Below are 26478 nucleotides of genomic sequence, written 5' to 3'. Positions count from 1 at the left end.
AGGGCCTGTGATCTGCCACGGAGTTCGCAGTAAAGTCGGCGATGATTTTGGCGCATCAGAGGTGCGTCGTAGGGAAGGTAAGCAAGATGGTACAGGTGAGAGCACACCAGCCGATCAACACCGACGGCAGTATCAATCTCGAGGCATGGCTGGATCATGCCGTCAGTGTCGACCCGGCACTGGACCGTGAAGCCTTGAAGGCAGCCTGCGAGTTCGCTCGCGAGTCTGAGCAACAAGACAATGCGGCCAAGAACCTGTGGGCCGAAGGCACTTCGAGCTTTCGCACCGGGCTCGAGATCGCCGAGATCCTTGCCGATCTCAAGCTGGACCAGGATTCGCTGATCGCCGCCGTGCTCTATCGCGGCGTGCGTGAAGGGCATATCGCGTTGCCGCTGGTCAGCCAGCGCTTCGGCGCCGTGGTGGCCAAGCTGATCGACGGCGTGCTGCGCATGGCCGCCATCAGCGCCAGCCTCAGCCCGCGCCAGTCGATGGTGCTGGGCACCCAGGGCCAGGTGGAAAACCTGCGCAAGATGCTGGTGGCGATGGTCGATGACGTGCGCGTCGCCCTGATCAAGCTGGCCGAACGCACCTGCGCGATCCGGGCGGTGAAGACCGCCGACGACGAAAAACGCAACCGTGTGGCCCGCGAGGTGTTCGACATCTACGCGCCGCTGGCACACCGCCTGGGCATCGGCCATATCAAGTGGGAGCTGGAGGACTTGTCCTTCCGCTACCTCGAACCCGATCAATACAAACAGATCGCCACGCTGCTGCACGAGCGGCGGCTGGACCGTGAGCGCTTTATCACCGATGTGATGAACCAGCTGCGCTCCGAGTTGCAGGCTACCGGCGTCGATGCCGACATCAGCGGCCGCGCCAAGCACATCTATTCCATCTGGCGCAAAATGCAGCGCAAGGGCCTGGCCTTCAGCCAGATCTACGATGTGCGCGCCGTGCGTGTGCTGGTGCCGGAAATGCGCGACTGCTACACCGCGCTGGGCATTGTCCACACCCTGTGGCGGCATATTCCCAAGGAGTTTGACGACTACATCGCCAACCCCAAGGAAAACGGCTACCGCTCGCTGCACACCGCCGTGATCGGCCCTGAGGGCAAGGTGCTGGAAGTGCAGATCCGCACCCACGCCATGCACGAAGAGGCCGAGTTGGGCGTGTGTGCGCACTGGCGCTACAAGGGCACCGACGTCAAGGCCGGTTCCAACCAGTACGAAGAGAAAATCTCCTGGCTGCGCCAAGTCCTGGAATGGCACGAAGAACTCGGCGACATCGGCGGCCTCGCCGAACAGTTGCGCGTGGACATCGAGCCGGACCGGGTCTACATCTTTACCCCTGACGGCCATGCCATCGACCTGCCCAAGGGCGCCACGCCGCTGGACTTCGCTTACCGCGTACACACCGAGATCGGCCACAACTGCCGGGGCGCCAAGATCAACGGGCGCATCGTGCCGCTCAACTACAGCCTGCAAACCGGTGAACAGGTCGAGATCATCACCAGCAAGCACGGCACGCCGAGCCGCGACTGGCTGAACCCGAACCTGGGCTACATCACCACGTCGCGGGCGCGGGCGAAGATCGTGCACTGGTTCAAGTTGCAGGCGCGCGACCAGAACGTCGCCGCCGGCAAGACCCTGCTCGAACGCGAACTGGCCCGCCTGGGCCTGCCGCAGGTGGACTTCGACAAGCTGGCCGAAAAGGCCAACATGAAGATCGCCGAAGACATGTTCGCCGCCCTCGGTGCCGGCGACCTGCGCCTGGCGCAACTGGTCAACCTGGCGCAACAACTGGTCGAACCGGAGCGCGGCAGCGAGCAGTTGGAGTTGATCCCGCGCAAAGCCACCGGCTACAAGCCGGGCAAACGCGGCGACATCCAGATCCAGGGCGTGGGCAACCTGATGACGCAAATGGCCGGCTGCTGCCAGCCGTTGCCGGGCGACGCGATCGTCGGCTACATCACCCAGGGCCGTGGCGTGAGCATTCACCGCCAGGACTGCGCTTCGGTGCTGCAACTGGGCGGGCGTGAGCCGGAGCGGATCATTCAGGTCAGCTGGGGCCCGGTGCCGGTCCTCACCTATCCGGTGGACATCGTCATCCGTGCCTACGACCGTTCCGGTCTGCTGCGGGACGTGTCGCAAGTGCTGCTCAACGAGCGGATCAACGTGCTGGCGGTCAACACCCGCTCGAACAAAGAGGACAACACCGCGTTGATGTCCTTGACCATCGAGATCCCGGGCCTGGACGCGTTGGGGCGGTTGCTGGGGCGGATTTCCCAGTTGCCGAACATCATCGAGACGCGGCGTAACCGTACGCCATGATTAGCTGGATGAACGCGGGCTAACATGTGGGAGGGCTTTTGTGGGAGCGGGCTTGCTCGCGAATACGGTGTGTCAGTGCCAGATTCATTGGCTGACACTACGCATTCGCGAGCAAGCCCGCTCCCACATTTGATCTTCTGCGTGCCCACTTGATCGGACAGAAACTGATGTATTCACTAGATGACCTGCTGCACCTGATGAACCGCCTGCGCGACCCGCAATACGGCTGCCCGTGGGACATCAAGCAAACCTACGCCACCATCGTCCCGCATACCCTTGAAGAAGCCTACGAAGTCGCCGATGCCATCGAGCGCGGTGACTTCGATCACTTGCAAGGCGAGCTCGGCGACCTGTTGTTCCAGGTGGTGTATTACAGCCAGCTGGCCCGGGAAGAAGGGCGTTTCGAATTTGCCGGCGTGATCGACAGCATCACGCGCAAGCTGATCCGTCGTCATCCCCACGTGTTCCCCAGCGGCGATCTGTACGCACCGCTGGATACCCCCCGGTTGAACGAAGAGCAGGTCAAGCACCGTTGGGAGCAGATCAAGGCCGAGGAGCGTGCGCAAAAGTCCTGCGCACCGGAGCAACTGTCCCTGCTCGATGACGTACCCACGGCGCTGCCATCCTTGTCTCGTGCCGCCAAGTTGCAAAAGCGCGCCAGCCAGGTCGGTTTTGACTGGCCATCCGCCTTGCCGGTGGTGGACAACGTCCGCGAAGAGCTGGATGAAGTACTCGAAGCCATGGCTGACAACGACCCCGCCGCCATCGCCGATGAAGTTGGCGACCTGCTATTTGCCGCGGTCAACCTGGCCCGTCACCTCAAGGTCGACCCGGAAACCGCGCTGCGTGGCGCCAATGCCAAGTTCGAACGACGTTTCCGATTTATCGAACAGGCATTGCGCGATACGCATCAATCCATAGAAGATTGCACCCTCGAAGAGTTGGACGCCCTGTGGGGTGAAGCCAAACGCCAGGAAAAGAACATGTCCAGCTGCGGTTGAGCGGCTGCCTAAGTGAGTAAGCACCATGAGCATTTCCCTTCGCGATCAGTTGCTCAAAGCAGGTCTGGTCAACCAAAAGCAGGCCAAGCAGGTCGGCAAAGAGAAACAGAAGCAGCAGCGCCTGGTCCACAAGGGCCAGATCGAGGCCGACGACACCCAGGCCCGCCTGGCTGCCGAAGCGAAGGCCGAGAAGGTCAAGCGCGATCAGGAACTCAATCGCCAGCAGCAGGAAAAAGCCGAGGCCAAGGCCCGCACGGCCCAGGTCAAGCAACTGATCGAGACCTCGCGCCTGCCCAAGCTGACCACCGAGGATTACTACAACTTCGTGGATGACAAGAAGGTCAAGCGCCTGTCGGTCAACACGTTGATGCGCAACAAGCTGAGCAACGGCTCCCTGGCGATCGTGCATCACGGTGGTGGTTACGAGGTGATCCCGCGTGAAGCGGCGCTGAAGATCCAGGAGCGTGCGCCAGAGCGCATCGTGCAGCTCAACATCCTCACCGAAAGCCAGGTGCCGGACGAGGATGATCCATACGCGGCCTACCAGATCCCGGATGATCTGATGTGGTAAGGCTGTAGAAACAACAAACCCCGCTCAAAAGGCGGGGTTTTTGTTGATAGGTACTCCGGCTGCGTGGGCTGGAGCACCTATAGGATTTCGATACTCAGGAGCTTTCTGCCTGGCGTTTCATCTCAAGCGACTCGAGCTCGTTCTTATAATTGTGAGCGTCACTCTCGTTGTGAAACATGCCGACCAGCAGGTCTTGTTGGTGTACATCCCAGATGTGAATCCCATGGCCCAGCGCTTCATGGGACATATGTGCATCGTCGCGTTCAGTTACTTTTACAGTCATCTGCTTGCTCCAATCTCTGGTGGGTCTGCGGCAAGTCGTCGCAGGCCTTTGTTATATGTTTTGTTAGCTTGCTAAGTAAACCGACTTTTCGCGCAACAATTCATTGCAGGAACTGCAACAGTGCTGCAGGCCTTGAGGAGTGGGGGTTTGCGGTATGGGTGCTGGAGTTTTATGACAGAAGTTTCATGTTGAGAGCCCGCTATCGCCATCGCAGGCAAGCCCGCTCCCACAGGGGAATGCATTTCAAATGTGGGAGCTGGCTTGCCTGCGATGACTGCACAAGCCTCTATATAGAATCCGCAGGCAAAAAAAAGCCCCGCAGTCAGCGAGGCTCTTTTTTTGACTCATCAGCCGATCAGCTACCTTTGACAGCCTTGCCGTCAACCGTACCGTCTTGCAGCATGATGTTGTATTCCTTGCCGTCAGTCTCGACCTGACGCAGGGCAACCAGGATGCCGCCCTGGTCCTTGGCAAACCACATCTGGGTGATGCGCTTGCTTTGGGTTGGGTCACGCACGCGCTCAACCTTGATCGCGTCGATGGAGCCGACCTTGGTCTGGACCTTTTCCGGGCCGATCACGCGGAAGTCGTAGGTGTCGACGTCGGTGCCTTCGACCACGTTGTAGCTCATGCTTTTCTTGCCAGCGGCAACGTCGCGCTGCAGGGCCAACTGGTAGGTCGACTTGTCGAGCATGCCGCTTTGCAGGGCCACGTTGACCGGGTCTTTGTTTTCAAAACCGGTGACTTTCTTGGCGGTTTGATCGAAGTCCAGGTTGATCTTCTTGGCTTTGCCCAGCCCACCGCGTTCGAAGATGTAGCTCTTCGGTTGCAGGGTGTCCTTGTCAAACAGGATCACGCTGGTTTCGGTGAGGCTGGCGATCATCATGGAAGCCTTGAAGTTCAAGGTCCAGGTGCCGTCGCCATTCTTGGCCAGGCTGCGTTCAGCCGAACCACTCATGGGCAACTGTTTCCAGTCGGCGGTGTAGCTAACGGAGAAAGGGTGAAGGTCTGCCGCTTGCACCGCAGGCAAGGCAAACAGAGCAAAAGCGAAGAGCAAGGCGCGACGCATAAAATCTCCTAGGTTCGAATCAAGTGGCCGCTGGCCGCGAGTAACTGACCGTCCAATAATGCACCCTGCTCACCAAGAATCAACCGCCCCTCGGCAAACCAGCGCACTGCCAGCGGGTAAATCCTGTGTTCCTGGGCGTGAACCCGTTGCGCAAGGCTCTGCGCTGAGTCATCCGACTCTACCGGAACCACTGCCTGTACGACCAGAGGCCCGCCATCGAGTTCCTCGGTGACGAAGTGCACGCTGCAGCCATGCTCGCTGTCGCCGGCGTCGAGCGCCCGCTGGTGCGTGTGCATGCCTTTGTATTTAGGCAGGAGGGAAGGGTGGATGTTGAGCAGGCGCCCAGCGTAGTGCCGCACGAAATCAGCGCTGAGGATGCGCATGAAACCGGCGAGGACCACGAGTTTGGGATTGAAGGCGTCGATCAGTTCGACCAAGGCGGCATCGAAGGCTTCGCGGCCTTCGAAGGCCTTGTGATCCAGGGAGCGGGTGGCGATACCCGCGTCGCTGGCGCGTTGCAGGCCGAACGCGTCGCTGCGGTTGGAGATCACCGCAGCGATGCGCACCGGGCTGTCGCCGGTGCGCGTGCTGTCGATCAGGGCCTGCAAGTTACTGCCGGTGCCGGAGAGCAGCACCACGACATCACAGGTCTGGGACATCAATGAGCCTTGAGGTTCTTCAGTTCAACCTGGGCCGCGCCTTCCGGTGCGGTGGCGATCTGACCGATGACCCAAGGCTGTTCGCCCGCTTCACGCAGTACGTTCAACGCGGTTTCAACGTGCTCTTGGGCCACGCAGATGACCATGCCGACGCCGCAGTTCAGCACGCGGTGCATTTCGTTTTCGTTGACGTTGCCTTTCTCTTGCAGCCAGTCGAAGACTGCAGGACGCTGCCAGCTGGCCACGTCGACAATCGCCTGGGCGCCTTTTGGCAGCACGCGCGGGATGTTGTCCAGCAGGCCGCCACCCGTGATGTGGGCCATGGCCTTGACGGCGCCAGTGTCCTTGATCAGCTTGAGCAGTGGCTTGACGTAGATGCGGGTCGGGGCCATCAGCAGGTCGGTCAGCGGTTTGCCGTCGAGCTGGATGTTTTCGATGTCGGCGCCGGACACTTCGATGATCTTGCGGATCAGCGAGTAGCCGTTGGAGTGCGGGCCGGACGATGGCAGGGCGAGCAGGGCGTCACCGGCGGCAACCTTGGAGCCGTCGATGATCTCGGCTTTCTCGACCACACCGACGCAGAAGCCGGCCAGGTCGTAGTCTTCGCCTTCGTACATGCCTGGCATTTCAGCGGTTTCGCCGCCGACCAGGGAGCAACCCGACAGTTCGCAACCGGCGCCAATGCCGGTCACAACCTGGGTGGCGGTCTCGACGTTGAGCTTGCCGGTGGCGTAGTAGTCCAGGAAGAACAACGGCTCGGCGCCGCACACCACCAGGTCGTTGACGCACATGGCCACCAGGTCGATGCCGATGCTGTCGTGCTTGTTCAGGTTCAGTGCCAGGCGCAGCTTGGTGCCCACGCCGTCGGTGCCGGAGACCAGCACTGGCTGTTTGTAGCCGGCCGGGATCTCGCAGAGGGCGCCGAAACCGCCCAGGCCGCCCATGACTTCGGGGCGCGCAGTGCGCTTGGCGACGCTCTTGATGCGTTCGACCAATGCTTCACCGGCGTCGATGTCTACACCGGCGTCCTTGTAGCTCAGGGAGGGTTGCTTGCTCATGATCCAGGCCTTTAGGGGGGATTCAGGGGTAACGACCGAGCGGGCGGGGGCTTTTATAAAGGCCACGCCGTTGACGGTCTGCGAAGGCGCGCGATTTTATCAGGCTTGAGGGGCAGCGGCCATCCTCGGGCCGACGGGCAGAGGCATATGGGTTAAAAAAATGCTAATCCGGTCTGCTTTGGTACGTATTAAGGTATAGCCTTGAACCCGCTATCGTTATGACAGTACGAAAACTTACCGATACCCGTGAATGTTTTGCCAGCCGCTGTGGTCACAGCCCTGGTAAGCCGAATTCACGCGGTCTGTTCCAGCCGCTAAATTTGTCGTTCGGGAATCTTCCATGCGTCTGTGTAAATTCTTCTTTGTAGGCTGCTTGTCGTTGGTCAGCCTGGCGAGTCATGCCGAAACCCTCAATGGCCTGTATCAAGTGCTCGAACCCGTCAGTAGCCAGTCGCCGCAAGAGCGCGACCAGGCGACCCAGCGTGCCGTGCAAACCCTGGTGATCCGCCTGACCGGCGACGCCAAGGCCGCCGATGGCCCGGGCCTGGCGGCGGTTCGCAAGGACCCGCAGCAAATCATCACGCAATACGGCTACGACGCCGGCCCGCCGGAAAGCCTGCAAGTGGATTTTGACCCGGTCAGCACCGACCGCGCCTTGCGTGATGCGGGTCTGTCGATCTGGGGCAGCAACCGGCCGTCGATCCTTGGCTGGTGGCTGAATGACTCTACCGAAGGCAGCAGTCTGGTCGGTGATGGCCAAAGCGTCGCCCAGGCATTGCGTCGCGCGGCACAGCACCGTGGGCTGCCGTTGCGGCTGCCGCTGGGTGACTTGGAAGAGCAGGTGGTGGCCACCGCGCCCAACCTGGAAAGCGCCGACGCCACGCCACTGCGCGCCGCCTCCGAGCGCTACGGCGCGGATGCCCTGTTGGCCGTGCATGCGCGCCAGGAAGGCAACCAGTGGCAGGCCAAGTGGCGCTTGTGGCTGGGCGACAAGAGCGAGCAGGGCAGCGTCCAAGGCGCCGATACGGGCGCGGTGGCCGATGCCGTCATGCTGGCGGTCAGCCAGAAGCTGGCACCGCGCTTTGCGGTCAAGGCCGGGGTAAGCAGCGAGCAGTTGCTCGAAGTACAAGGCATGAACCTGGAGCGCTATGCCGCCCTGGGGCATCTGCTCGAGCCGTTTGGTGGCCAGCCGCAGTCTGTGGATGGCGACCGCATCGTCTATCGCGTCAACGGCAGTGTCGATCAATTGCGTACCCAGTTGGGCCTGGCCAAGTTGCAGGAGGTTGGGCCTGGTGAAGCACCGGCGGCAGCAACGCCTGCGGCGCAACTGCGGTTTCGTTGGTAACAGTTCTTCCTTATATAGAAGCAATGGAGTGGTTTATGGCGGATACGCGTCGTTGGGTGTGGCTTGGTGGGCTGGTCCTGCTGTGCGCGTTTGTTTTCTTGCTGCATTCGATCCTGACGCCGTTCCTGGTTGCGTTGCTGCTGGCCTACCTGTTTGATCCGGTGGTGGATCGCCTGGAGAAGGTCGGCTTGTCACGGACCTGGGGCGTGGTGACGGTTTTCGCCTTGTTCACCCTGATCATCACGGCGCTGGTGCTGGTGCTGGTGCCGATGTTGGCCAAGCAATTGTTCCGCCTCTATGAACTGGCCCCGCAGATGCTGGATTGGCTGCAGCACACGGCGATGCCGTGGGCCCAGGCCAAGCTGGGGCTGGCGGATGGGTTCTGGAAGTTCGACAAGGTCAAGGCCGCGATCAGCGAGCATATGGGGCAGACCACCGACATTGTCGGCGTCGTACTCAGCCAGGCCACGGCGTCCAGCCTGGCGCTGATCGGCTGGTTGACCAATCTGGTGCTGATCCCGGTGGTGGCGTTTTACCTGCTGCGCGACTGGGACATCATGATGGCCAAGATCCGCAGCCTGCTGCCGCGCAACCGTGAAGAGCGCATCGTCTCGCTGGCAGAGGAGTGTCATGAGGTGCTGGGTGCGTTTGTGCGCGGTCAGTTGCTGGTGATGCTGGCCCTGGGGGTTATCTATGCTGCCGGCCTGATGGCGATCGGCCTGGAACTGGGCTTGTTGATTGGTCTGATCGCCGGCCTGGCGGCCATCGTGCCGTACATGGGCTTTGTGATTGGTATCGGCGCGGCGCTGGTTGCCGGGTTGTTCCAGTTTGGTGGCGACCTGTACCCGATGCTCGGGATTGTCGCGGTGTTCATGGTCGGCCAGGCGCTCGAAGGCATGGTGCTCACGCCGTTGTTGGTGGGGGATCGGATCGGTCTGCACCCGGTGGCGGTGATCTTTGCGATCCTGGCGGGCGGAGAGCTGTTCGGCTTTACTGGCATCCTGCTGGCGTTGCCGGTGGCGGCGGTGATCATGGTGCTGGTGCGCCATGTGCATGACTTGTACAAGGATTCGGATGTGTACACGGGGGTCGAAGACCCTGATCTGTAAACGTTGCGTCACAAACCCGGCCTTGGTCGGGTTTGTTGTTTCTGGGGGTGGGGCGTCAAACAATCCGCGCAAAACCGGTAAGTTAACGCAAACCTTTGATTTTGCTTGTGGTCTGCTGCATTGTGCGCCCGGCGTCACGGGTATAAACTTTGCAAACTTTACACAGAGGCCACTAGCGGTTCGTTTGGAGCCGTTCAGTCAGCATGAAACCGATTCAGCTGCCCTTGGGTGTGCGTCTGCGTGACGACGCCACCTTTATCAACTACTACCCAGGCGCCAATGCCGCTGCACTCGGCTATGTCGAGCGGCTCTGCGAAGCCGACGCCGGGTGGACCGAAAGCCTGATCTATCTGTGGGGCAAGCACGGCGTAGGGCGTACTCACCTGTTGCAGGCCGCGTGTTTGCGTTTTGAACAGATGGGCGAGCCGGCGGTTTATTTGCCGTTGGCCGAGTTGATGGATCGCGGTATCGGTATCTTCGACCACCTCGAGCAATATGAGCTGGTCTGCCTGGACGATCTGCAGGCCATCGCCGGCAAGGCGGAGTGGGAAGAGGCGTTGTTTCATCTGTTCAACCGTTTGCGTGACAGCGGCCGGCGCTTGCTGATCGCTGCATCCACTTCGCCGCGGGAACTGCCGGTCAAGCTGGCGGATCTCAAATCTCGCCTGACCCTGGCGCTGATCTTCCAGATGCGTCCCCTGTCTGACGAAGACAAATTGCGTGCCCTGCAATTGCGTGCCTCCCGTCGCGGTTTGCACCTCACCGATGAGGTCGGGCACTTCATTCTGACCCGCGGCACCCGCAGCATGAGCGCGTTGTTCGATTTGCTCGAACAGCTCGATCAGGCCTCTCTGCAAGCCCAGCGCAAGCTGACGATTCCTTTCCTCAAGGAAACCCTCGGCTGGTAGCCAGCCCTTTGTTTTCGCGGCTTTCGGCAAATTCCAGGCGCCAGAAAACCTGCGTTTGGGCCGGGTTGGCCACGCAAATCGGTTGCATAGGGTGTTAAGGGCTTAGATGTCATCGTCCAAACAAGAAGTCACATAGATCACGATTGAATTTGCAAATCGATCTGATAGCGGGCATAGTCTCGGCTTCTTTACACATCAGCCACGGTCGTGCCCATGCTAAATCGCTTCGCACCCCTCGTGCCTCTCGCACTCGTTACCCTGTTGTTTGGTTGCGCCTCCCACCCTCAACAGGTGGCCGAGCAGCAAAAACCTCAGGTTCAAAATCAGGCAAAATTCGTCGCTGCACAGTCTGCTTCTGTTTATGAAGAAGAGCTGGCGACTGAAAAGGAACTGGGCGCCTTCTCCGGCAACAAGCCTTACCAGCTTCCAGTCCTGGCCGACAGCATTCTCGAACGCGGCATGTCCCTGATCGGTACCCGTTACCGTTTCGGTGGTACCTCTGAAGCCGGTTTCGACTGCAGCGGCTTCATCGGCTACCTGTTTCGTGAAGAAGCTGGCATGAACCTGCCGCGCTCCACTCGCGAAATGATCAACGTGAATGCACCGTTGGTCGCACGCAACAACCTCAAGCCCGGTGATCTGCTTTTCTTTAGTACTGCTGGCCGTGGTCGCGTAAGCCATGCCGGTATCTACCTGGGCGACAACCAGTTTATCCACTCCAGCAGCCGTCGCAGTGGCGGTGTCCGAGTCGACAACCTGGGCGATAGCTACTGGAGCAAAACCTTCATCGAAGCCAAGCGCGCACTCGCCATGGCCCCGACGACGGTTACCGCTAGCAAGTAAACTTAAAGTGATACTTGAAGTTTGACGTGTAAGCGCTAGAATCCCTGGATATTGTTGGAAACCGTACGCGCGAGCTCTGCTTGCGCGTTCTGGTTTTCAGCGTTCGGCAGCGAAAGCCGCATCCAGACCAGGATTGTTCTGCACATGTCGACCTCGGCCCGCCTGATTCTTATTGTTTGCGCCGCGCTCCTCAGCGCCTGCGCCAGCCGTCCACCGCCCGCTCCCGTAGCGGTGAAGCCCAAGCCGGTGTTCAACTATTCCACCCAGAATTTCTCGCCTGTCGCCGAAGACGTACTCTTTCGCGCGCTCGGCCTGGTCGGTACGCCTTATCGCTGGGGCGGCAACACGCCGGACTCAGGCTTTGATTGCAGTGGCCTGATCGGTTTTGTCTACCGCGATGCGGCCGGCATTTCCCTGCCACGCACCACCCGCGAACTGATCGTGATGCGCGCCCAGGATGTGAGTGAAGAGAATCTGCAAACCGGTGACCTGCTGTTCTTTGCCACCGGCGGCGGCTCACAGGTCAGTCACGCCGGCATCTACGTCGGTGAAGGCCGTTTCGTCCACGCGCCGCAAACCGGCGGCACGGTGAAGCTGGACACCTTGTCCAAGGCGTATTGGCAGAATGCTTACCTGAGCGCCAAGCGCGTATTGCCAGGGAGTCTGGCACGTAATCCCTGAGCTGACAGAGATCTGAGTGTGGGAGCGGGCTTGCTCGCGAAGGCGCCGGATCAGACCACACATCTGTGACTGACACACCGCCTTCGCGAGCAAGCCCGCTCCCACATGGGGTTTGTGGTGGACTGAAGCCTACCTACTTAGCTGCTGAAACCCGCCACACCTTATTTCCCACGTCATCCGCCACCAGCAAATCCCCCTGCTGATCAATCACCACGCCCACCGGCCGGCCCATGGCTTTCTCGTCTTTGTCGAGGAACCCGGTCAGCACATCCACCGGCTGTCCCTTGGGCTGGCCAGCCTCGAACGGTACGAAGATCACCTTGTAACCACTGTGGGGCTTGCGATTCCACGAACCATGCTGGCCGATGAATGCGCCATTCGTGAAAGGGGCGGGCAATTTGCTGTTCTCGGCAAACGTCAGTCCCAGCGAGGCGGTATGCGGGCCTACGGCGTAGTCTGGTGCAATCGCCTTGGCCACCAGGTCGAGGTTTTGCGGATTGACTCGCACATCCACATGCTGCCCGTAGTAGCTGAACGGCCAGCCATAGAAGGCGCCATCCTGAACCGAGGTGATGTAGTCCGGCACCAGGTCGCTACCGATTTCATCGCGCTCGTTCACCGCCGTCCACAGCTTGCCGCTTTGTGGTTCCCAGGCCATGCCGTTAGGGTTGCGCAGGCCCGAAGCGAAAATGCGGTGCTGGCCGCTGGCGCGGTCCACTTCCCAGATCGCCGCCCGGCCTTCTTCTGCCTGTAGGCCGTTTTCCCCAACGTTGCTGTTGGAGCCTACGCTTACGTACAGCTTGCGGCCGTCTTTGCTCGCCACCACGTTCTTGGTCCAGTGGTGGTTGATGCTACCGCCGGGTAGGTCGACCACCTTGGTACCGGCTGCCTTGATCGCGGTTGCTCCCGGTTGGTAGGGGAAGCGCAGCAGCTTGTCCGAGTCCGCCACATACAGATCATTGCCCACCAGGGTCATGCCGAAGGGCGAATTGAGGTTTTCAAGAAATACTGTCCGGGTCTCGGCGATGCCATCGTGGTCGGCATCGCGCAGCAACGTGATGCGGTTCGGGCTAGGCACGCCCGCACCGGCTCGGCCCATGACCTTTTCCATCACCCAGCCACGAATGCCCTTTGAGTCATCGGGTTTGGGCGGCGCATTGGTTTCTGCCACCAGTACGTCGCCATTGGGCAGCACATACAGCCAGCGCGGGTGGTCCAGGCCCTCGGCAAACGCCGCCACCTGGGTGCCCGCGGCGGGAGTTGGCTTCGCACCCGCAGGCCACCCTACGGCTGGTGCGATGTTTACCGTGGGGATCAGGGTCTTGTTCGGCTCCGGTAGCTTGGGGGAAGGCCCGGTTCCGTCAGACACTTGCAAGGTCGAACTTTCACCGCAGGCGGCGAGGGCGCCTGCGAACATGATCAGTAGGGCAAGTCGGGTCTTGTGCATGTTTTTCTCCTGGGTACCTGCAAGGGTAGAGGCATGCAGCGGTCCGATGGTTCAAGTGCGAAGCCGGCTTTAATTGACGCTCCACCCCCAACCCTCTACCCTTCGCGACTTGTTCCAGGTGCTCTGTGACCCACGGGTCGACCGAGTGAAACAGGGAAGCCGGTGAGTGAGCGCACTTGTACACAGTGCTGCCGCGATCCCGGCGCTGCCCCCGCAACGGTAAATGAGTCAAGACCCTGCTTTCTGCCACTGTATCGCCCCGCGATATGGGAAGGCGCAGCGTCGGCGATCGCCACTCATGAGCCCGGAGACCGGCCTGAAACATCCAACAGCATCACGGTGGGCGATGCTTGGCTGTCTGTTTTGTCTTTTTCCTGCCCGCCGTTTTTTGTCCAGCCCCAACGGAGAGCTGCCATGACCGATTCCCCTGAACGCGACGAACGCCACCTGGCGCGCATGCTGCGCAAAAAAGCCGTGATCGACGAGCGCATCGCCAACTCGCCCAACGAATGCGGTTTGCTGCTGGTGCTCACCGGCAACGGCAAAGGCAAGAGCAGTTCTGCGTTCGGCATGCTGGCTCGGGCCATGGGCCACGGCATGCAGTGCGGTGTGGTGCAGTTCATCAAGGGGCGCAACAGCACGGGCGAAGAGCTGTTCTTCCGCCGCTTCCCTGAGCAAGTGCGTTTTCACGTCATGGGCGAAGGCTTCACCTGGGAAACCCAGGACCGCCAACGTGACATCGCCGCCGCCGAAGCCGCCTGGGCGGTGTCCCGCGAGCTGCTGCAAGATCCCGCCATCGGCCTTGTCGTCCTTGACGAACTGAACATCGCCCTCAAACACGGCTACCTCGATCTGGACCAAGTGCTCAGCGACCTGCAAGCCCGTCCGCCGATGCAACACGTGGTGGTCACCGGCCGTGGCGCCAAGCCCGAGCTGATCGAAATGGGCGACACCGTCACCGAAATGGGCATGCTCAAGCACGCGTTCCAGGCCGGTATCAAGGCACAGAAGGGCGTCGAACTTTGAATCAGCCCCGTCATTGCCCGGCCGTCTTGATCGCCGCACCGGCATCCGGCCAGGGCAAAACCACCGTCACCGCCGCGCTCGCCCGTTTGCACCGCAACCTGGGACGCAAGGTGCGCGTGTTCAAATGCGGGCCGGACTTTCTCGACCCGATGATCCATGAGCGCGCCAGCGGTGCGCCGGTGTATCAATTGGACATGTGGATGGTGGGAGAGCAGGAAAGTCGTCGCCTGTTGTGGGAAGCCGCCGGCGAGGCTGACCTGATCCTCATTGAAGGCGTGATGGGCCTGTTCGACGGCACGCCATCCAGCGCTGACCTGGCGCGCCACTTTGGCGTGCCGGTGCTCGGTGTGATCGACGGCACCGCCATGGCCCAGACCTTCGGCGCCCTCGCGCTGGGCCTGGCGCGTTATCAGCCGGACCTGCCGTTCGCCGGCGTGCTGGCCAACCGCGTAGGCACGCTGCGCCACGCACAATTGCTCGAAGGCAGTCTGACCGAAGGCCTGCGCTGGTACGGCGCGCTGTCCCGCGAGACCGGCATCGAATTGCCCAGCCGCCACCTGGGCCTGGTACAAGCCAGCGAACTGAATGACCTCGACCTGCGCCTCGACGCCGCCGCCCAAGCCCTGGGCAGCAGTTGCGAAGTCGCATTGCCGCCGCCGGTGACGTTCGCTGCGCCGCAGATCATTGAGGCCGAGCCGTTGCTCAACGGCGTGCGCATTGCCGTGGCTCGCGACGAAGCCTTCGCCTTCACCTACGGCGCCAGCCTCGACCTGTTGCGGGCGATGGGCGCCGAATTGCACTTCTTCTCGCCGATCCACGACCGCGAATTGCCTGACGCCGACAGCCTGTATCTGCCGGGTGGTTACCCGGAATTGCATCACCAGGCGCTGTCGGAAAACACCGCGATGCTCGATGCGATCCGTGCTCATCACGCTGCTGGCAAACCGCTGCTCGCCGAGTGCGGCGGCATGTTGTACCTGCTGGACTCGCTCACCGATGTCGACGGCCAGCGTGCCGAGTTGCTCGGTCTGCTGCAGGGCGATGCCGTGATGCAAAAGAAACTGGCCGCCCTGGCCCTGCAAAATGTCGAACTGCCGGAAGGCACATTGCGCGGTCACACCTATCACCACTCCCTGACCAGCACCGACTGCACGCCGATTGCCCGTGGCGTGAGCCCCAACGGTGGGCGTGGTGCCGAGGCGGTTTTCCGACAGGGGCGGATGACGGCTTCCTACGTGCACTTTTATTTTCCGTCGAATCCGGCGGCGGTGGCGGCACTGTTTGCGCCGGACCGGGAGGGTGCCATCGCAGGCAAGCCCGCTCCCACAGGGGATCGCGTCGAAACCCAATCCAATGTGGGAGCGGGCTTGCCCGCGAAGAGGCCATGACCGACAACGCCTTCCCTGAGGCCGACCGCCAGGCCGTCTACCGCGCCATCGCCGAACGCCGCGACATGCGCCACTTCAGCGGCGGCACCGTCGCGCCTGAACTGCTGCAGCGCCTGCTCCAGGCCGCACACCAGGCGCCCAGCGTCGGCCTGATGCAACCCTGGCGCTTCATCCGTATCAGTGACCGCCAACTGCGTGGGCAAATCCAGCAACTGGTGGAAGAAGAACGCATCCGCACCGCCGAAGCCCTGGGCGAGCGCTCCGACGAATTCATGAAGCTCAAGGTCGAAGGCATCCACGATTGCGCCGAGGTATTGGTAGCAGCGCTGATGGACGACCGCGAGCGCCACATCTTCGGTCGTCGCACCTTGCCGGAAATGGACATGGCCTCGCTGTCCTGTGCAATCCAGAACCTGTGGCTGGCTGCCCGCGTCGAAGGCCTGGGCATGGGCTGGGTCTCGCTGTTCGAGCCCCAGGCCCTGGCCGACCTGCTGGGCCTGCCGCCCGGCGCCAAACCCCTGGCTGTGCTGTGCCTGGGCCCGGTCGCTGCGTTCTACCCGGCACCGATGTTGCAACTCGAAGGCTGGACCGAGCCGCGGCCGCTGAGTGACATGCTGTACGAAAATTCTTGGGGAGTGAGTCAATGAGTGTGGCCTTGCTGTGTGTCGCCGCAGTCGCGCTGGATGCGCTGCTGGGCGAACCCAGGCGCTGGCATCCGCTGGTGGCGTTCGGCAATTTCGCCGGGCGCATCGAGCAACGCTTCAACAGCGGTGGCCGGGGCTGGCGCAGCCATGGCGTGACCGCGTGGTTTATCGCCGTGGTGCCGTTGACCCTGCTGGCCACCGCTTTGTCGTGGGCACCGTATATCGGCTGGATCTTGGAGATCCTGGCGTTGTACTGCGCCCTCGGCATGCGCAGCCTTGGCGAGCATGTGATCCCGGTCGCCCAGGCGCTGCGCAGTGATGACCTGGACGAAGCGCGAAAGCGTGTGAGTTACCTTGTCAGCCGTCAGACCAGCGAACTGGACCGTACCGAAGTCGCCCGCGCCGCCACCGAGTCGGTACTGGAGAACGGCAGCGACGCGGTATTCGCCGCGCTGTTCTGGTTTGTCGTTGCCGGTGTGCCGGGCGTGGTGCTGTACCGCCTGAGCAACACCCTCGACGCCATGTGGGGCTATCGCAACGAACGTTTCGAGCGTTTCGGTTGGGCGGCGGCCAAGATCGACGACGTTCTGAACTATATTCCTGCGCGCCTGGTGGCATTGACCTACGCGCTGCTGGGCAAAACCCGCCTGGCGTTGAAGTGCTGGCGTACCCAGGGCCCAACGTGGGACAGCCCCAACGCCGGCCCGGTGATGGCGGCCGGCGCTGGTGCGCTGGGTGTCGAATTGGGCGGCGCCGCGATTTATCACGGCGAAGTACATCAACGCCCGCAACTGGGCGAAGGCCCGGCGGCGGATGCGGACTCCATCGACCGAGGCTGGCAACTGGTGCAGCGCGGCGTATGGTTGTGGCTGCTGATCCTATGCGCGGGGGCGCAATTTTATGCTTGAGCACGGTGGCCGGCTGCGCAAGGCAGCGATTCAATACGGGATTGCCGAGGCCGATTGGCTCGACCTGTCCAGCGGCCTCGCGCCGTGGCCGTGGGCGATCCCGGAAATTCCGCTGCGGGCCTGGGCACGCTTGCCGGAAACCGACGACGGCCTGGAACGCGCCGCCAGCGAATATTACGGCGCCGCCCATTTGCTGCCGGTGCCGGGCTCCCAGGCGGCGATCCAACTGTTGCCGCGCTTGCGGCGGGCGGGCAAGGTCGGCGTGCTGTCGCCGTGCTATGCCGAACACGCCGAAGCCTGGCGCCGCGCCGGTTATGTGGTGCGCGAAGTGCTGGAGCAGGAAGTGGACTTCTTTCTCGACAACCTCGACGTGCTGGTGGTGGTCAACCCGAACAATCCCACCGGCCTCAGCCTGAGTCCGCAACGCCTGCTGGACTGGCATGCGCGGCTGGCGCAGCGGGGCGGCTGGCTGGTGGTGGATGAAGCCTTCATGGACGTCACGCCGCACCTGAGCCTGGCGAGCCAGGCCCATCAGGTCGGGTTGATTGTGTTGCGCTCGTTCGGCAAGTTCTTTGGACTGGCCGGTGTGCGCCTCGGTTTTGTCCTGGCCGAGCGCAAGTTGCTCAGGCTGCTTGCCGAACAGGTGGGACCCTGGGCCGTCAGCGGCCCCACCCGCGTGCTGGGCCAAGTCTGCCTGGCGGATACGGCCGGGCACACGCGCCAGCGCGAGCGCTGTATCGAGGCCAGCCAGCGGCTGTTCGACCTGCTTGAGCGCCACGGCTTCCAACCCCACGGCGGCTGTGCCTTGTTCCAATGGCTGATCACCCCGCATGCCGAGCGCATGCACGAATTCATGGCCCAGCGCGGCATCTTGCTGCGCCTGTTCGTTCACGACAGCAGCCTGCGTTTTGGCTTGCCTGATAGCGCCGCCGATTGGCTGCGCCTTGACGAAGCGCTGACGGCCTACAAGGACGCTGCATGAGTACGCTGATGGTGCAAGGCACCACCTCCGATGCCGGCAAGAGCACCCTGGTCACCGCACTGTGCCGTTGGCTGGTCCGCCAGGGCGTGGCCGTGGCGCCGTTCAAGCCGCAGAACATGGCCCTCAACAGCGCCGTGACGGCCGAAGGTGGCGAGATCGGCCGCGCCCAAGCCGTGCAGGCCCAGGCTGCCAACCTGGCGCCCCATACCGACATGAACCCGGTGCTGCTCAAGCCCAACAGTGACACCGGTTCCCAGGTGATCATCCACGGCCGTGCCGTCACCAGTATGAACGCCGTGGCCTATCACGATTACAAAGCCATCGCGATGCAAGCCGTGCTGGCCTCCCATGCACGCCTGAGCGATGCCTATCCGGTGGTGATGGTGGAGGGCGCGGGCTCCCCGGCGGAGATCAACCTGCGCGCCAACGACATCGCCAACATGGGCTTCGCCGAAGCCGTGGATTGCCCGGTGCTGCTGATCGCCGACATCAATCGTGGCGGCGTATTCGCGCACCTGGTTGGCACCCTGGAATTGCTGTCGCCGAGCGAACAGGCGCGGGTCAAAGGCTTCATCATCAACCGTTTTCGCGGCGATATTGCGTTGTTGCAACCCGGCCTGGATTGGCTGCAAGCGCGCACCGGCAAGCCTGTGGTGGGCGTACTGCCCTACGTGATGGACCTGCACCTGGAAGCCGAAGACGGCATCGACAAGCGCCAGATCGACAAGGCCGCCCAAGTGCTCAAGGTGGTGGTGCCGGTGTTGCCGCGCATCAGCAACCACACGGATTTCGACCCGCTGCGCCTGCATCCCCAGGTGGATTTGCAATTTGTCGGGCCGGGCCAGCCGATTCCGCCTGCCGACCTGATCATCCTGCCGGGCTCGAAAAGCGTGCGCAGCGACCTGGCCTACTTGCGTGCCAACGGCTGGGACAGCGCCGTGGCGCGACATTTGCGCTATGGCGGCAAAGTGCTTGGCATTTGCGGCGGCTTGCAGATGCTCGGCGAGCAGGTTCACGACCCGTTGGGCCTGGAAGGGCCGTCGGGCTCCAGCCATGGCTTGGGGCTGCTGGCCTTCAGCACCACGCTGGAAGAAGAAAAGCAGTTGCGCAACGTGCGCGGGCGCCTGCTGTTGGAAAACGCCGAGGTCAGCGGGTATGAGATCCATGCGGGCGTGACGTCCGGCAGCGCGCTGGCGAACGCCGCCGTGTTGCTGGATGACGGGCGCAGCGACGGCGCCCAGAGTGCGGACGGGCAGATTCTCGGCACCTACCTTCACGGCCTGTTCGAAACCCCGGCCGCGTGCAGCGCGTTGCTGCGCTGGGCGGGCTTGCAGGATGTGCAAAGCGTGGATTACCACGCGTTGCGCGAGCGTGACATCGAGCGCTTGGCGGACTTGGTGGAGAACCACCTGGACACTGAATTGCTGCGCACGCTGTGTGGGATTTAACTGTATGTGGGTTTCAACTGCTGCACTGCTCCCACAGGAAGGTGTGACCTTATGCTGCAACTGATCCTCGGCGGCGCCCGCTCCGGCAAAAGCCGTCTCGCCGAAAAGCTCGCCAGCGACAGCGCGTTGCCGGTCATCTACATCGCCACCAGCCAGCCGCTGGACGGTGAGATGAACGAACGCATCGCCCTGCATCGCCAGCGTCGCCCCGACCACTGGGGGCTGATCGAAGAACCCGTCGAACTGGCCCGTGTCCTGCGCGAAAACGCCGCCGTCGGGCGCTGCCTGTTGGTGGATTGCCTGACGCTGTGGCTGACCAACCTGCTGATGCTCGAAGACCCCCAGCGCCTGGGGTTCGAGCGCGATCAACTGCTGGAAACCCTGGCCGCGCTGCCGGGTGAAATCATTTTTGTCAGCAACGAGACCGGCCTCGGTGTCGTGCCGCTGGGCGAATTGACTCGCCGCTATGTGGATGAAGCCGGTTGGCTGCATCAAGCTTTGGCTGAGCGTTGTCAGCGTGTTGTCCTGACGGTTGCCGGCCTGCCCCTGACTTTGAAAGGTACTGCGTTATGACTGACATCTGGTGGCTCAACCCATGTAAGGCGATTGACACTGCGGCGTACGAACAAGCCTTGGCGCGCCAGCAGCAACTGACCAAACCGGCGGGTTCCCTTGGCCAGTTGGAAGCGTTGGCCGTGCAATTGGCCGGCTTGCAGGGGCAGGTCAAACCTTCGGTAGATCAACTGTGGATCGCGATCTTTGCCGGTGATCATGGTGTGGTCGCCGAAGGCGTGTCGGCGTTTCCCCAGGAAGTCACCGGGCAGATGCTGCATAACTTTGTCACCGGCGGTGCTGCTATCAGCGTACTGGCGCGGCAGTTGGACGCGCAGTTGGAAGTGATCGACCTCGGCACGGTCACGCCGTCGCTGAACCTGCCTGGGGTACGTCACCTGAATATCGGCGCGGGCACCGCCAACTTCGTCAACGGCCCGGCGATGACTGGAGCCCAGGGGCGGTTGGCGTTGCAAGCCGGTCGTGACAGTGCGCGTCGCGCGCTGGCGAGCGGTGCGCAGTTGTTTATCGGCGGTGAGATGGGCATCGGCAACACCACTGCCGCCAGTGCGCTGGCGTGTGCGTTGCTCGATTGCCCGGTCAGCGATCTGACGGGGCCGGGCACCGGCTTGAATGCCCAAGGCGTCAGTCACAAGGTTGCGGTGATCGAGCGGGCACTGGCGTTGCACGCCGGGCAGCGCGATGACGCGTTGCACACCCTGTTCAATCTCGGCGGCTTTGAAGTTGCCGCACTGGTCGGCGCTTACCTGGCCTGCGCCCAGGAAGGCATCGTGGTGCTGGTGGACGGGTTTATCTGCAGCGTCGCCGCACTGGTGGCCACACGCCTGAACCCGGGCTGCCGCGAATGGCTGGTGTTCGGCCACCGGGGCGCCGAGCCAGGCCATCGTCTCGTGCTGCAAAACCTCGACGCACAGCCGCTGCTGGAGCTCGGCCTGCGCCTGGGCGAAGGTAGCGGCGCGGCCCTGGCGGTGCCATTGTTGCGCCTGGCGTGTGCCTTGCACGGCCAGATGGCCACCTTCGCCGAAGCCGCCGTGGCAGACCGCCCGGCATGACTTTGCACCTGGACCTGTTGCGCCACGGCGAGACCGAGCTGGGCGGCGGCCTGCGCGGCAGCCTGGACGACGCGCTGACCGCCAAGGGCTGGGAACAGATGCGCGCCGCCGTGGTGGCCCAGGGGCCGTGGCATCGGCTGGTCAGCTCGCCTTTGCAGCGTTGCGCACGTTTTGCCGAAGAGTTGGGCGCTCAGCTGCAGGTGCCGGTCAGCCTGGAGCCGGATCTGCAAGAGCTGCACTTCGGCGCCTGGGAAGGCCAAAGTGCTGCGGCGCTGATGGAGACCGACGCCGAAGCGCTCGGCTTGTTCTGGGCAGATCCCTACAGCTTTACACCGCCTGAGGGTGAGGCGGTCAGCGACTTTTCCGACCGCGTTCTCGCTGCCGTCGCACGCTTGCAGCAAGCGCACGCCGGTGAGCGGGTGTTGTTGGTCAGTCACGGCGGCGTGATGCGCTTGTTGCTGGCGCGGGCGCGGGGCTTGCCCCGTGAGCAATTGCTGAATGTCGAAGTCGGCCATGGCGCGCTGTTCAATCTGCAGGTCGCGGCTGACGGCGTGCTGAAGGAAGGAATCTGACGATGTTGCCGTTCTGGATCGCCCTGCAATTTCTCAGTAGCTTGCCGATTCGCCTACCGGGCATGCCACAGCCGCAGGAGCTGGGACGCTCGTTGCTGTTTTATCCGCTGGTCGGCCTGTTGTTCGGCTCGCTGTTGTGGGGCTTGAACGCGTTGTTGATGGGCGCCCCGTTGTTGCTGCATGCCGCGTTGTTGCTGACCGCCTGGGTGTTGCTCAGTGGCGGCTTGCACCTCGATGGCCTGGCCGACAGCGCCGACGCCTGGCTTGGTGGCTTCGGCGACCGCGAGCGCACGCTGACCATCATGAAGGACCCGCGCAGTGGGCCGATTGCCGTGGTCACGCTGGGGCTGGTGCTGCTGCTCAAGTTCACCGCGCTGGTGGCGTTGATCGAACAGCATAACGGCGTAGCGCTGATCCTGGCGCCATTGATCGGGCGCGCATCGATGCTGGGCTTGTTCTTGACCACGCGCTACGTGCGTGCCGGCGGGTTGGGGCAGGCGCTGTCGGATCATTTACCGAGAGTTGTGGCCCAACAGGTGCTGATCCTCAGTGGCCTGGCGTGCCTGCTGATCGGTGGTTTCAGCGGCGGGATCGCTGTGCTGCTCGCGGCGCTATGTTTTGTCGGTTTGCGCCACCTGATGGTCAAGCGCCTCAGTGGCACCACGGGCGACACTGCCGGGGCCTTGCTGGAACTGCTGGAAGTCGCGGTTCTGGTCGGTTTAGCGCTGTAACACTTTCTTGCAAATCCTTAATCGCGGGTATATACACGTTCCATGCTTGCCTCCCAATGTTTATGCACCAACCTGCGACGTGCCGCCCGTGGCGTCAGCAGGCATTACGACGGCGCTCTCGACGGCTTCGGGATCAACGTTGCCCAGTATTCTTTGCTGTGCAACTTGCAGCGTCTGGATCAACCGAGCATTTCCAGCCTGGCGGAAGCCATGGGTCTGGACCGCAGCACCTTGGGGCGCAACCTGCGGGTGCTGGAAGGCGAAGGCCTGGTGCAACTGGTGGAAGGCAATGACCTGCGCAACCGCCTGGTGCTGTTGACCGAGGCCGGTGCGCAACGATTGGCCGCGGCGTTACCGGCGTGGGAAGCAGCACAGCAGAAATTGATCGATCAACTCGGCGCAGATAAACGCGAAACCTTGTTGGCCTTGCTGGACGAACTCGCCTGACGGCAGGTTTGTTCCAATACAAGCGGGTATATACCCGTGAACGGAGAATAAGAAATGACCTCGATGTGGCGCACCAGTGGTTGGATCCTTGTGGGGAGTGCGCTGATCCTGGCGTTGTCCTTGGGCGTGCGGCATGGCTTCGGCCTGTTCCTGGCGCCGATGAGCGCCGAATTCGGTTGGGGGCGCGGCACCTTCGCCCTGGCTATCGCCTTGCAGAATCTGGTGTGGGGCCTGGCGCAGCCGTTTGCCGGTGCGTTGGCGGACCGTTTCGGTGCGACCAAAGTGGTGTTTGTCGGCGGGGTGCTGTACGCCGTGGGCCTGGTATTCATGGGCTTGTCCGACTCGGCGTGGTCGTTATCCCTCAGTGCAGGCTTGCTGATTGGTATCGGCCTGTCCGGCACCTCATTTTCGGTGATTCTCGGCGTGGTTGGCCGTGCCGTCGCGCCGGAAAAGCGCAGTATGGCGATGGGGATCGCGAGCGCGGCCGGTTCGTTTGGCCAGTTCGCCATGGTGCCAGGCACTTTGGGCTTGATCAGTTGGTTGGGTTGGTCCGCTGCATTGCTGGCGTTGGGCCTGATGGTGGCGTTGATTCTGCCGCTGGTCGGCATGCTCAAGGATCGCCCGCTGCCGTCGATGGCTGGTCAGCAAACCTTGGGTGAAGCGTTGAAAGAAGCGTGCGGCCACTCAGGGTTCTGGCTGCTGGCGTTTGGTTTTTTCGTCTGCGGCTTCCAGGTGGTGTTTATCGGCGTGCATCTGCCGGCCTACCTGGTGGACCAACATCTGCCTGCAACCACAGGTACCACGGTGCTGGCGTTGATTGGCCTGTTCAATATCATCGGCACCTACACCGCTGGCTGGCTCGGTGGGCGTATGTCCAAACCGCGCTTGTTGACCGCGTTGTATCTGCTGCGCGCCGTGGTCATCGTCTTGTTCCTGTGGGCGCCGGTGACCCAGGTCAGCGCCTACCTGTTCGGCATGGCGATGGGCTTGTTGTGGCTGTCCACCGTGCCGCTGACCAACGGCACGGTCGCGACGCTGTTTGGCGTACGAAATCTCTCGATGCTTGGCGGGATTGTGTTCCTGTTCCATCAGATCGGTTCCTTCCTTGGTGGTTGGCTGGGCGGGGTGGTCTATGATCGAACCGGTAACTACGATTTGATCTGGCAGGGCGCAATCGCGTTGAGCCTGCTCGCGGCGGCATTGAATTGGCCCGTGCGCGAGCGGCCGGTGGCACGTTTGCAGGCGCAGATGGAGGCGGCATGAGCATAGCGGCAAGGGGGTTGCTGATCGCGGCGGGGTTGGTCCTGACGCTGCTCGCCTGGTGGGGTTGGCAGCACGGTGGCCTGGCGTTGATGCAACTGGGTATGTCGATCTGTTAAGTTCGGACTCTGACTTTTTCAAGGACACACGACATGCAGATGCGCTGGCTCGCTGTACCCGTGCTGATGGCGATTGGCAGTGCCGCAATGGCCGCCGATTGCCCGCCGTTGCTGGAGGGCCAATTGCCCAAGCTGCGGGCCAAGGAATCCATCGACTTGTGCCAGCGTTTTGCTGGCAAGCCCCTGGTGATCGTCAATACCGCGAGCTTCTGTGGGTTCGCCCCGCAGTTCAAAGGCCTCGAAGCCTTGTATCAACGTTACAAGGATCAAGGGCTGGAAGTGATCGGTGTGCCTTCAGATGACTTCAAGCAAGAGGCCAAGACCGGCGAGGAGACTGCCAAGGTCTGCTACGTGAATTACGGCGTGACCTTCACCATGACCGAACCGCAGAAGGTCAAGGGGCCGGATGCGGTGCATTTGTTCAAGGTATTGGCGCAGCAGAGTAATGCGCCGAAGTGGAATTTCTACAAGTATGTGGTCGACCGCCAGGGCAAGGTGATTGCTGATTTCTCCAGCCTGACCAAGCCGGACAGCCCGGATCTGATCGAAGCGGTGGAGAAGGCGTTGGCTTCGAAGCCCTGATCGTCAGCCATTAAAAAGCCCCGCCTCCTTTGCAGGAGAGCGGGGCTTTTTTACGCGGTTCTGAATCAGAACTTGTAAGTCATGCCCAGGCCGAAACCGTTGGCACTGTTTTCATACTTGGCGCGGTAGCTCGACGGCGCGGCGGTGTTGTTCACCTTCACGTCCTCTTCCTTCAGGTAGGAATACGCCAGGTCGATGGTCATGTTGTCCATGACTGCGTAGCCCAGGCCAACGCTGAAAATCGTCCGGTCGCCGGTAGGGATACGTGGCGAGCGATCCTGGTTGTTGGTTGGCGACTGGTCGAAGGTCAGGCCGGTACGCAGCACAACCTGCTTGGTCAGCTGGTACGAGGTGCCCACGGCGTAAGCCCAGGTGTCGTGCCAGTCTTGTTTCTCGGTGATGCTGCTGATTCGGCTCGGGGCGAGAATGCCGCCGTTGGCTCCGGTCACGCCTTCGTTGTTGACGGTGATCTCTTTCAGGCGGCTCCAGCGAGTCCAGGTGGTACCGGCGTAGAGTTTCCAGGCGTCAGTCAGGTCTTGAGTGACCGACAGGTCGTAGGATTCCGGAGTCTCGATTTTCAGCGAGGCGTCGTAACGGTTGTTACGCAGGAAGCCTTGAGTCTGCGCTGGGCCGCTGACGGTGGTGTGGCCTTCCAGCTTGTAGTTGACCTTGGAGTGGTAGGTCAGGCCGACGCGGGTGGTATCGGTCGCCTGGACCAGCACGCCGATGTTGAAGCCCAGCGCGGTGTCGTCACCCTTGATCTTGACGTTGGTGTCGGGAAGTGCCGCGTTAAGGGTTTTTTCCGATTCCAGTACCCCGGAGATCCGGTTGATGGTCGGACCGAAACCGATGGACACGCGGTCGTTGAAGGCATAGCTGACAGTTGGCTGGAAGGTCATCACCTTCACTTCGCTCTTGCTGCCGAAGCCACGGCCCTGGAAACCGTTTTCATAGTCGGTGACCAGGCCGAACGGTGCGTACACGCCGAAGCCGATAGCCCACTGATCGTTGAGTTTGTTGGTGTAGAAACCGAAAGGTACGGCGGTGAATGGAACCATGTCACCTTTGTTGGAGCCGCTGGAAACGCCACCCGTATCCTTGATATTGGTCGACGCATCGATAGCCGCAACACCACCGGTGACTTGCTGGCCATTCAGGCGGGACATACCGGCAGGGTTACCGTAGACAGTGCTTGCATCATCGGCAGAAGAGGAGCGACCTGCGAAACCCGTACCCATCCCGCTGACGCTCTGTTCGTTGAGTGCGAAACCGCTTGCGAACAGTTGGGAGGATGCCATGGCAACGGCGAGGCTAAGTGTGGTCTTGAGCATTACTTTTTTCATTATTAGAACTCCGTGGTGATCACCGCTGCGGAAAGTATCAATAAATCTCACATCGCGCTATAGGCTGTAATGCAGGAGATAGAGCGGTTTTGTAGGACA

General features: G+C 61.9%; 27 protein-coding genes and 1 riboswitch. Of the genes, 21 read left to right on the top strand and 6 right to left on the bottom strand.

Annotated features, from left to right (window positions below; genetic code table 11):
• Positions 1 to 86 precede the first annotated feature (86 nt).
• The 3 genes from relA (at position 87) to AC3ISR_RS20160 (ending at position 3902) form a co-directional block, all read left to right on the top strand.
• Positions 87 to 2330, top strand: a complete 2244-nt coding sequence (relA, locus tag AC3ISR_RS20170) for a GTP diphosphokinase (RefSeq protein WP_192297069.1) — start codon at positions 87 to 89, stop codon at positions 2328 to 2330.
• 167 nt (positions 2331 to 2497) lie between these two features.
• The gene (gene mazG / locus AC3ISR_RS20165; protein WP_192297068.1) at positions 2498 to 3331 is read left to right on the top strand and encodes a nucleoside triphosphate pyrophosphohydrolase; all 834 of its coding nucleotides are present in this window, start codon (positions 2498 to 2500) and stop codon (positions 3329 to 3331) included.
• Between the two features lie 25 nt (positions 3332 to 3356).
• Positions 3357 to 3902, top strand: coding sequence for a DUF2058 domain-containing protein (locus tag AC3ISR_RS20160; protein ID WP_105694808.1), 546 nt, complete (start codon positions 3357 to 3359; stop codon positions 3900 to 3902).
• A gap of 94 nt (positions 3903 to 3996) precedes the next feature.
• On the opposite strand, the gene AC3ISR_RS20155 is transcribed toward AC3ISR_RS20160, so the two are convergent.
• From AC3ISR_RS20155 to purM, 4 genes are all read right to left on the bottom strand, one after another.
• The gene (locus AC3ISR_RS20155; protein ID WP_017734626.1) at positions 3997 to 4185 is read right to left on the bottom strand and encodes a hypothetical protein; all 189 of its coding nucleotides are present in this window, start codon (positions 4183 to 4185) and stop codon (positions 3997 to 3999) included.
• 355 nt (positions 4186 to 4540) lie between these two features.
• Positions 4541 to 5254, bottom strand: a complete 714-nt coding sequence (locus AC3ISR_RS20150; protein WP_192297067.1) for a DUF3108 domain-containing protein — start codon at positions 5252 to 5254, stop codon at positions 4541 to 4543.
• An 8-nt stretch (positions 5255 to 5262) separates the two neighbouring features.
• On the bottom strand, positions 5263 to 5913 hold the full coding sequence (purN, locus tag AC3ISR_RS20145; protein WP_192297066.1) for a phosphoribosylglycinamide formyltransferase: 651 nt from the start codon (positions 5911 to 5913) through the stop codon (positions 5263 to 5265).
• Positions 5913 to 6971, bottom strand: a complete 1059-nt coding sequence (purM, locus tag AC3ISR_RS20140) for a phosphoribosylformylglycinamidine cyclo-ligase (RefSeq protein WP_192297065.1) — start codon at positions 6969 to 6971, stop codon at positions 5913 to 5915. Before purM ends, purN begins: the two co-directional genes overlap by 1 nt.
• 340 nt (positions 6972 to 7311) lie before the next feature.
• Here purM and AC3ISR_RS20135 point away from each other — a divergent pair, with 340 nt between their 5' ends.
• The 5 genes from AC3ISR_RS20135 (at position 7312) to AC3ISR_RS20115 (ending at position 11857) form a co-directional block, all read left to right on the top strand.
• Positions 7312 to 8316: a DUF2066 domain-containing protein gene (locus tag AC3ISR_RS20135; protein WP_192297064.1), complete on the top strand. Its 1005-nt coding sequence runs from the start codon at positions 7312 to 7314 to the stop codon at positions 8314 to 8316.
• Positions 8317 to 8351: 35 nt separating this feature from the next.
• Positions 8352 to 9425, top strand: a complete 1074-nt coding sequence (locus tag AC3ISR_RS20130) for an AI-2E family transporter (RefSeq protein WP_192297063.1) — start codon at positions 8352 to 8354, stop codon at positions 9423 to 9425.
• Between the two features lie 203 nt (positions 9426 to 9628).
• Positions 9629 to 10333, top strand: coding sequence for a DnaA regulatory inactivator Hda (gene hda / locus AC3ISR_RS20125; protein WP_058422138.1), 705 nt, complete (start codon positions 9629 to 9631; stop codon positions 10331 to 10333).
• 213 nt (positions 10334 to 10546) lie between these two features.
• Entirely contained in the window at positions 10547 to 11176 is a 630-nt protein-coding gene (locus AC3ISR_RS20120; protein WP_192297061.1) for a C40 family peptidase, read from the top strand.
• Between the two features lie 144 nt (positions 11177 to 11320).
• On the top strand, positions 11321 to 11857 hold the full coding sequence (locus AC3ISR_RS20115) for a C40 family peptidase (protein WP_192297060.1): 537 nt from the start codon (positions 11321 to 11323) through the stop codon (positions 11855 to 11857).
• Between the two features lie 133 nt (positions 11858 to 11990).
• Here AC3ISR_RS20115 and AC3ISR_RS20110 read toward each other — a convergent pair whose 3' ends face one another.
• Positions 11991 to 13304 carry a PQQ-dependent sugar dehydrogenase gene (locus AC3ISR_RS20110; protein WP_463984072.1) on the bottom strand — a complete coding sequence of 438 codons (1314 nt, stop codon included), beginning with the start codon at positions 13302 to 13304 and terminating at the stop codon, positions 11991 to 11993.
• Between the two features lie 99 nt (positions 13305 to 13403).
• Positions 13404 to 13638: riboswitch (cobalamin riboswitch) on the top strand.
• A gap of 80 nt (positions 13639 to 13718) precedes the next feature.
• On the opposite strand from AC3ISR_RS20110, the gene cobO reads away from it, so the two are divergent.
• The 13 genes from cobO to AC3ISR_RS20045 all read left to right on the top strand — a co-directional run bounded on the left by cobO (position 13719) and on the right by AC3ISR_RS20045 (position 25036).
• On the top strand, positions 13719 to 14330 hold the full coding sequence (cobO, locus tag AC3ISR_RS20105) for a cob(I)yrinic acid a,c-diamide adenosyltransferase (protein WP_192297058.1): 612 nt from the start codon (positions 13719 to 13721) through the stop codon (positions 14328 to 14330).
• Complete coding sequence (locus AC3ISR_RS20100; protein WP_463984073.1) at positions 14327 to 15718, top strand: cobyrinic acid a,c-diamide synthase CobB; 1392 nt, start codon at positions 14327 to 14329, stop codon at positions 15716 to 15718. Before cobO ends, AC3ISR_RS20100 begins: the two co-directional genes overlap by 4 nt.
• Positions 15715 to 16365 (top strand): 5,6-dimethylbenzimidazole synthase, encoded by a 651-nt coding sequence (gene bluB / locus AC3ISR_RS20095; protein ID WP_192297056.1) that lies wholly within the window; start codon positions 15715 to 15717, stop codon positions 16363 to 16365. Before AC3ISR_RS20100 ends, bluB begins: the two co-directional genes overlap by 4 nt.
• Complete coding sequence (gene cbiB / locus AC3ISR_RS20090; RefSeq protein ID WP_192297055.1) at positions 16362 to 17270, top strand: adenosylcobinamide-phosphate synthase CbiB; 909 nt, start codon at positions 16362 to 16364, stop codon at positions 17268 to 17270. The genes bluB and cbiB overlap by 4 nt, the downstream gene beginning before the upstream one ends.
• Entirely contained in the window at positions 17263 to 18252 is a 990-nt protein-coding gene (cobD, locus tag AC3ISR_RS20085) for a threonine-phosphate decarboxylase CobD (protein WP_305391318.1), read from the top strand. Before cbiB ends, cobD begins: the two co-directional genes overlap by 8 nt.
• Complete coding sequence (locus AC3ISR_RS20080; RefSeq protein ID WP_305391317.1) at positions 18249 to 19700, top strand: cobyric acid synthase; 1452 nt, start codon at positions 18249 to 18251, stop codon at positions 19698 to 19700. Before cobD ends, AC3ISR_RS20080 begins: the two co-directional genes overlap by 4 nt.
• A gap of 51 nt (positions 19701 to 19751) precedes the next feature.
• Positions 19752 to 20273 (top strand): bifunctional adenosylcobinamide kinase/adenosylcobinamide-phosphate guanylyltransferase, encoded by a 522-nt coding sequence (gene cobU / locus AC3ISR_RS20075; RefSeq protein WP_192297052.1) that lies wholly within the window; start codon positions 19752 to 19754, stop codon positions 20271 to 20273.
• Positions 20270 to 21325, top strand: a complete 1056-nt coding sequence (gene cobT / locus AC3ISR_RS20070) for a nicotinate-nucleotide--dimethylbenzimidazole phosphoribosyltransferase (RefSeq protein WP_192297051.1) — start codon at positions 20270 to 20272, stop codon at positions 21323 to 21325. The genes cobU and cobT overlap by 4 nt, the downstream gene beginning before the upstream one ends.
• Positions 21322 to 21897, top strand: a complete 576-nt coding sequence (gene cobC, locus AC3ISR_RS20065; RefSeq protein ID WP_192297050.1) for an alpha-ribazole phosphatase family protein — start codon at positions 21322 to 21324, stop codon at positions 21895 to 21897. Before cobT ends, cobC begins: the two co-directional genes overlap by 4 nt.
• Before the next feature lie 2 nt (positions 21898 to 21899).
• Positions 21900 to 22628, top strand: coding sequence for an adenosylcobinamide-GDP ribazoletransferase (locus AC3ISR_RS20060; protein ID WP_192297049.1), 729 nt, complete (start codon positions 21900 to 21902; stop codon positions 22626 to 22628).
• A 42-nt stretch (positions 22629 to 22670) separates the two neighbouring features.
• Positions 22671 to 23075 carry a MarR family winged helix-turn-helix transcriptional regulator gene (locus tag AC3ISR_RS20055; protein ID WP_192297048.1) on the top strand — a complete coding sequence of 135 codons (405 nt, stop codon included), beginning with the start codon at positions 22671 to 22673 and terminating at the stop codon, positions 23073 to 23075.
• A 63-nt stretch (positions 23076 to 23138) separates the two neighbouring features.
• Positions 23139 to 24338: an MFS transporter gene (locus AC3ISR_RS20050; protein WP_463984097.1), complete on the top strand. Its 1200-nt coding sequence runs from the start codon at positions 23139 to 23141 to the stop codon at positions 24336 to 24338.
• Between the two features lie 149 nt (positions 24339 to 24487).
• The gene (locus AC3ISR_RS20045; protein WP_226454975.1) at positions 24488 to 25036 is read left to right on the top strand and encodes a glutathione peroxidase; all 549 of its coding nucleotides are present in this window, start codon (positions 24488 to 24490) and stop codon (positions 25034 to 25036) included.
• A 65-nt stretch (positions 25037 to 25101) separates the two neighbouring features.
• On the opposite strand, the gene AC3ISR_RS20040 is transcribed toward AC3ISR_RS20045, so the two are convergent.
• On the bottom strand, positions 25102 to 26379 hold the full coding sequence (locus AC3ISR_RS20040) for an OmpP1/FadL family transporter (protein WP_463984078.1): 1278 nt from the start codon (positions 26377 to 26379) through the stop codon (positions 25102 to 25104).
• Positions 26380 to 26478: the final 99 nt, after the last annotated feature.

Source organism: Pseudomonas sp. GL_117, assembly GCF_057835125.1.
The sequence above is the reverse complement of the archived record's forward strand: the minus strand, read 5'-3'. Positions and strand labels throughout refer to the sequence as shown.